At 32.9% G+C, this 6,284-nt stretch carries 4 protein-coding genes; 3 read left to right on the top strand and 1 reads right to left on the bottom strand.

The features are described 5' to 3' along the window. Positions 1-107: 107 nt before the first annotated feature. Positions 108-2,543 carry a helix-turn-helix domain-containing protein gene (locus Q0893_RS13615; protein ID WP_299276541.1) on the top strand — a complete coding sequence of 812 codons (2,436 nt, stop codon included), beginning with the start codon at positions 108-110 and terminating at the stop codon, positions 2,541-2,543. A 57-nt stretch (positions 2,544-2,600) separates the two neighbouring features. Here Q0893_RS13615 and Q0893_RS13610 read toward each other — a convergent pair whose 3' ends face one another. Beyond that, positions 2,601-3,743: an acyl-CoA dehydrogenase gene (locus Q0893_RS13610; protein ID WP_299276538.1), complete on the bottom strand. Its 1,143-nt coding sequence runs from the start codon at positions 3,741-3,743 to the stop codon at positions 2,601-2,603. Positions 3,744-3,835: 92 nt separating this feature from the next. Between Q0893_RS13610 and Q0893_RS13605 the strand changes: the two genes are divergently transcribed. Beyond that, the gene (locus tag Q0893_RS13605) at positions 3,836-4,894 is read left to right on the top strand and encodes an anhydro-N-acetylmuramic acid kinase (protein ID WP_298903099.1); all 1,059 of its coding nucleotides are present in this window, start codon (positions 3,836-3,838) and stop codon (positions 4,892-4,894) included. 154 nt (positions 4,895-5,048) lie between these two features. Next, entirely contained in the window at positions 5,049-6,275 is a 1,227-nt protein-coding gene (locus Q0893_RS13600) for a Glu/Leu/Phe/Val dehydrogenase dimerization domain-containing protein (RefSeq protein WP_298903100.1), read from the top strand. The last annotated feature ends 9 nt before the right edge of the window (positions 6,276-6,284 follow it).

The following is a 6,284-nucleotide window of genomic DNA, read 5'->3' as shown; positions in this document are numbered from 1 at the left end:
GTGGGAGAGTAGGTCGTCGCCTTTTTTGAAACCCTTTTCATATATATATGAAAAGGGTTTTTTGTTTTTTATATACTATATTGGGTAAAATTTATTTCAATTATTAGATGAGTATTAATGCCGAATTAGAACTAGCTTGGAGTTTTGTTAATAATACCGATAGAAACGTTTTTTTAACTGGAAAAGCTGGAACAGGTAAAACAACGTTCCTTCATAAGTTGAAAATGAACTCTTTGAAAAGAATGGTCGTTGTTGCCCCAACAGGAGTTGCTGCCATTAATGCAAAAGGAATTACAATTCACTCATTTTTTCAGGTTCCTTTCGGGCCAATTCTACCACATGATGATTTAAATAGTAAAACGGGTTTTAATAGAAAATTCAATAAAACAAAAATCAATATTATTAAATCTATTGATTTATTAATAATCGATGAGATTAGTATGGTAAGAGCAGATTTGCTCGATGCTATAGATAAAACACTAAGACGTTTTAGAAACCGAAATAAAGTATTTGGGGGCGTACAGTTATTAATGATTGGTGATTTACAGCAATTGGCGCCCGTTGTAAAAGAAAACGAATGGCAATTGCTAAAAACTCATTATAAAAACGCCTATTTTTTTAGCAGTTTGGCGTATCAGCAATGCAATGCTGTAACCATTGAATTAAGGCATATATATAGACAAGATAATCCAAAATTTATTAAAATCTTAAATGAAATAAGGAATAACACACTATCCAAATCTTCAATAAGTGAATTAAATAAACACTATAGACCAGATTTTACTCCTAATAAAGATGAAGGTTATATTTCATTGACTACACATAATAGTAAAGCTGAAAATACTAATATTTCAGAACTTGAAAATCTTGATGGTGAGCAAAGAGTTTATAAAGCTACTATTAAGGGTAAATTTCCTGAATTTTCATATCCAAATAAAGAAGAACTAGTACTCAAAGTTGGGGCACAAGTAATGTTTGTGAAAAATGACAGCTCAGTTGAGAAACGCTATTTTAATGGTAAAATTGGTAAAGTTATTCTTTTGGATGATAATGAAATTATAGTAAAATGCCCAGACGACGATTTTAATATTGTTACAACACCTGAAGAATGGGAAAATATTAATTATACTGTAAATAAGGAAACCAAAGTTATTACCGAAAATAGAATAGGAACATATACACAAATGCCTCTAAGGCTAGCATGGGCAATAACAATTCATAAAAGTCAAGGTTTAACATTTGAAAAGGCCATTATCGATGCAAAAGGTGCCTTCGCTCATGGACAAACCTATGTTGCACTTAGTAGATGTAAAAGTTTAGAAGGGTTAGTACTTAAAAGTAAAATAAGTGAAAATCAAGTAATCAATGATGCTAATATCAAATCTTTTACACAGTCTATAGAAGATAATCCTCCAAATGATATCACTTTGGAAAAATCTAAAATAGGATTTCAGCTCAATCTAATTTCAGAATTGTTCGATTATTATAATTTTTTGTATCCTGTTAATCGTATTCTAGATATTTATTATAACAATAAAGGAAGTATTGAAGGTGATTTAGAAGCGCCAGTGCAAATAATTAAGAAATCAATTACGGATTTATTGAAAGTGGCTAACGGATTTAAATTACAACTTTCGAAACTATCACTTGATAATCTGGTACCTGAAGAGAATAATATACTTCAAGAACGATTTATAAAAGCTATTGACTATTTTAAAAATCAAACACTTAATCATGTTTCTGAACCATATAAGAACTTAACGTTTTCAACAGATAATAAAGCCTTAGAAAAAGACATGAATAAACAATTTGATGCTTTTGAAGAACTATTGTCTAGTAAGCTGCTTTATTTCGAAGGTTTGAAGAAAGGGTTTAATGTGTCTAGCTTTTTAGAACTGAAGGCTAAATCTGTCTTTCTTGTAAAAGAACAACCTAAAAAAACAAGGAAATCTGTTATTGAAGGCACGACTAATATCGAGCTTTTTGAATTACTTCGTGAACTACGAAATACAATCGCTTTACGAGAGGATTTAATACATTATCAAATTTTTACTCAAAAAGCATTATACGAAATGTGTGAAAACTTGCCTACTAATAAAATGGAGCTTAATGCTGTAAATGGCATGGGGAAGGTGAGGGTTGAAAAATATGGAAATGATATTTTGAAAGTTATAAGGGCATATTGTGAAGATCATAATATTGAAACATCAGTTGATTTGGAGATTTTCGAAAAGCCTAAGTCAAAACGAAAAAAGGGAGATACAAAAAAAGAATCTTTAGCATTGTTTAAACTAGGAAAATCTATAGAATCTATTGCAGATGAGCGTGCATTAAATAGCAATACAATTTTGGGGCACTTAGCAAGTTTTATGTCAACTGGAGAGGTGAAGATTACAGATTTAATTTCAGAAGAACACTACAATGAATTAAAAGAAATTATACCAAAGCACAGCTTTGAAAACCTCTCAGATTTGAAGCATCAAATTGATGAAAAATATTCCTATGCTGAACTTAAGTTGGTATTAGAGGAACTGTCAAAATAAAAAGGCCTCATGAAATTTTATTGTCATGAAGCCTTATAATATATATTACAGTAATTTCTATGCTCTTATAACACCTCTAGAAATTACGATTTTCTGAATTTCAGAAGTACCTTCATAAATTTGAGTAATCTTAGCATCGCGCATCAAACGTTCAACGTGATATTCTTTTACGAAACCGTTTCCACCATGAATTTGAACGGCTTCAACAGTTTGTTCCATGGCTACTTTTGATGCATATAATTTCGCAACAGCACTAGACATATCATAATTATTTCCTTGATCTTTATCCCAAGCTGCTCTCATGACTAACATACGGGCCGCTTCTATTTCGGTATACATATCAGCTAATTTAAATGCTATAGCTTGATGATTGCATATTTCAGTTCCAAAAGCTTTACGTTCTTTAGAATATTTAAGAGCTAATTCATAAGCTCCAGAAGCAATACCCAAGGCCTGAGCTGCAATACCGATACGACCTCCAGACAACGTCTTCATTGCAAACTTAAATCCAAATCCATCTTCACCAATTCTATTCTCTTTAGGAACCTTTACATCATTAAACTGTAGTGTATGTGTATCACTTCCTCTTATACCTAATTTATCTTCTTTTGGTCCAATATCAAAACCTTCCATGCCTTTTTCAACAATAAATGCATTGATACCTCTGTGACCTTTTTCTCTGTCTGTTTGCGCAATAACAAGATATACTTCAGCACGACCACCATTTGTAATCCAGTTTTTGGTTCCATTAATCACATAATGATCACCTTTATCTATGGCTGTTGTGGCTTGAGACGTTGCATCACTACCTGCTTCCGGCTCACTTAAACAAAATGCTCCAATGCATTGTCCTGTGGCCAGTTTAGTTAAATGTTTTTGTTTCTGTTCTTCTGTACCAAAAGCCTCTAATCCATAACATACTAAAGAATTATTGACAGAAACCATTACAGATGCTGATGCATCAATTTTAGAAAGTTCCTCCATAATCAAAACATATGAAATTGCATCCATTCCGCTTCCACCATATTTTGGATCTACCATGATCCCCATAAAACCAAGCTCTCCCATTTTACGAACAATATCGTCCGGGAAAGTTTGTGTATTATCTCTCTCTATAACTCCAGGTAATAATTCGGTTTGTGCAAAATCACGAGCGGCATCGCGAATCATAAGATGTTCTTCGGTTAAACTAAAATCCATAGTATGTATAAATTATTGAATTGATAAAAAGTGAGTGCAAAGATAAGTCTTTATTAGTATATTTTCAATAAGGATTGCTATTTTTACTCAATATGATAAAATCTAAGTACAATGTTATTGGCGTTATGTCTGGAACATCTTTGGATGGAATTGATCTAGCCTATATTAAATTTGAGAACAATTCAAACTGGACATTTGAAATTCATGCTTCTGAAACCATTCCATATACCGATTCTTGGAAACAAAAATTGTCTAATCTTGTTACTTATAACTTAGAAGACCTTAAATTAATCGACAAGTTTTATACAATTCATTTATCTCATGTAATTAGGGATTTTATTCGGAAATATCAACTTAGTGATATTGATGCCATTTGTTCACATGGACATACAGCATTACATCAGCCCGAACAGCTATTTACTTATCAAATAGGAAATTTACCTAGCATATCATCATTAACGAATCATCTGGTAGTTTGTGATTTTAGAACTCAAGATGTTAGTTTAAATGGTCAAGGAGCTCCTTTAGTTCCAATAGGAGATAAACTGTTGTTCTCAGCGTATGATAGTTGTATTAACTTGGGAGGATTTGCAAATATATCCTCTGAAATTAACTCCGAAAGAATAGCCTACGATATTTGTCCGGTTAACATAGTCTTGAACCGATATGCTAATCTTTTAGGTTTTGATTATGACGACGGTGGAAAAATCGCAAAATCAGGAATACTTAATCAATCTCTATTACAACAGCTAAACAGCTTGGATTTTTACAAGCAAAAAGCACCAAAGTCGTTAGGGGTAGAATGGGTCGATAAACATCTATTCCCACTATTAGAAACTAGTCAATTGTCTGAAAGAGATATTCTAAGAACAATGATCGAACATATAGCCATTCAAATAAGTAATGTTATAAAAGTACATTCTGAAGTGCTTTTTACTGGAGGTGGAGTTTATAATAGTTTTCTCTTAGATCGAATTAGAACCTTAAAAGAGTTTAATCTAGTAAAACCATCTAATACCATAATAGAATATAAGGAAGCCCTGATATTTGGACTATTAGGAGTATTAAAACTAAGAGGAGAAACTAATTGTTTGTCTAGCGTTACGGGTGCAGATTACGATCATAGTTCAGGAGAAATTTATAATGTTTAAAATTATTGTAAAATTCTAATCTAGCGATTTTTAGTTTTTTATATTTGTTAAAGAATAACTAACTAATGAAGCCAGCAGATTCAAAATTGGTTTTTAGATCTTTTTTGAATGTTTGAGCGACATCTAAATCAACTGATAAAGTAAGAACTCTTAGATGAAAGAATTACTCCAAAAGTACGAAGACAAAGACCCTGAAATCATTTTTAATTGGAAAGACCCCGAAACAGAAGCCGAAGGCTGGACTGTAATAAACTCACTTCGTGGAGGTGCAGCTGGCGGTGGAACAAGAATGCGTAAGGGCTTAGATATGAATGAAGTTTTATCGTTAGCTAAAACTATGGAAGTTAAATTTACGGTTTCTGGTCCTGCCATTGGAGGCGCAAAATCTGGTATAAATTTCGACCCTAAAGACCCTCGTAAAAAAGGCGTTTTAGAACGTTGGTATAAAGCCGTATCTCCTTTATTAAAAAGTTATTACGGTACTGGTGGAGACCTCAATGTTGATGAAATACATGAAGTTATACCAATCACAGAAGAGAGTGGTGTTTGGCATCCTCAAGAGGGTGTTTTTGAAGGGCACTTTAGACCAACTCAAGCCGATAAAATTAATAGAATAGGACAATTACGTCATGGCGTAATTAAAGTTATTGAAAACCCTAAATATTCGCCAAGTGTTGCCAGAAAATATACAGTGGCAGATATGATAACCGGTTTTGGTGTCGCCGAAGCAGCAAGACACTTTTATGATGTTCAAGGTGATACAATTGTTGGTAAACGCGCCATTGTACAAGGTTTTGGTAATGTAGGTGCTGCTGCCGCTTTTTACTTGGCACAAATGGGTGCTAAAGTAGTAGGTATCATTGATATTGTTGGAGGTTTAATAAATGAAGAAGGATTTTCATTTGAGGAAATTACAAACCTTTATCTCGCAAAATCGGGTAATACTTTGGTAAGTGATAATCTCATTCCATTTTCAGAAATAAATGAAAAAATATGGTCTCTTAAAACCGAAATATTCGCCCCATGTGCAGCTTCTAGATTGATTACTCAAAATCAAATAGATCAAATGATTAATACAGGCTTAGAAGTCATTTCATGTGGTGCTAATGTGCCCTTTGCTGATAAAGAAATTTTCTTCGGAAGTATAATGGAGCATACCGATAACAAGGTAAGTTTAATTCCAGATTTTATTTCTAATTGTGGTATGGCAAGAGTTTTCGCCTACTTTATGGAACGTAGAGTGCAAATGACTGATGAAGCAATTTTTAATGATACTTCTGAAATTATTAGAAGAGCAATAGAAAAAGTTTACGAGAAAAATCAAGGAAAAACGGGAATTAGTGCATCTGCATTCGAAATTGCCCTTACGCAACTTATATAATACACAACC

Origin of the sequence: uncultured Psychroserpens sp., assembly GCF_947494225.1 — a bacterium.
Taxonomy (GTDB): Bacteria; Bacteroidota; Bacteroidia; order Flavobacteriales; family Flavobacteriaceae; genus Psychroserpens.
Note: the sequence above shows the minus strand (reverse complement) of the source record. Positions and strands in the feature narration are given on the sequence as shown.

What these genes read in the sequence shown, in the direction of transcription:
- Q0893_RS13600 (WP_298903100.1), top strand. Translation starts at nt 5,049, where the DNA reads ATGAAAGAATTACTCCAAAAGTACGAAGACAAAGACCCTGAAATCATT.
- Q0893_RS13615 (WP_299276541.1), top strand. Translation starts at nt 108, where the DNA reads ATGAGTATTAATGCCGAATTAGAACTAGCTTGGAGTTTTGTTAATAAT.
- Q0893_RS13605 (WP_298903099.1), top strand. Translation starts at nt 3,836, where the DNA reads ATGATAAAATCTAAGTACAATGTTATTGGCGTTATGTCTGGAACATCT.
- Q0893_RS13610 (WP_299276538.1), bottom strand. Translation starts at nt 3,743, where the DNA reads ATGGATTTTAGTTTAACCGAAGAACATCTTATGATTCGCGATGCCGCT.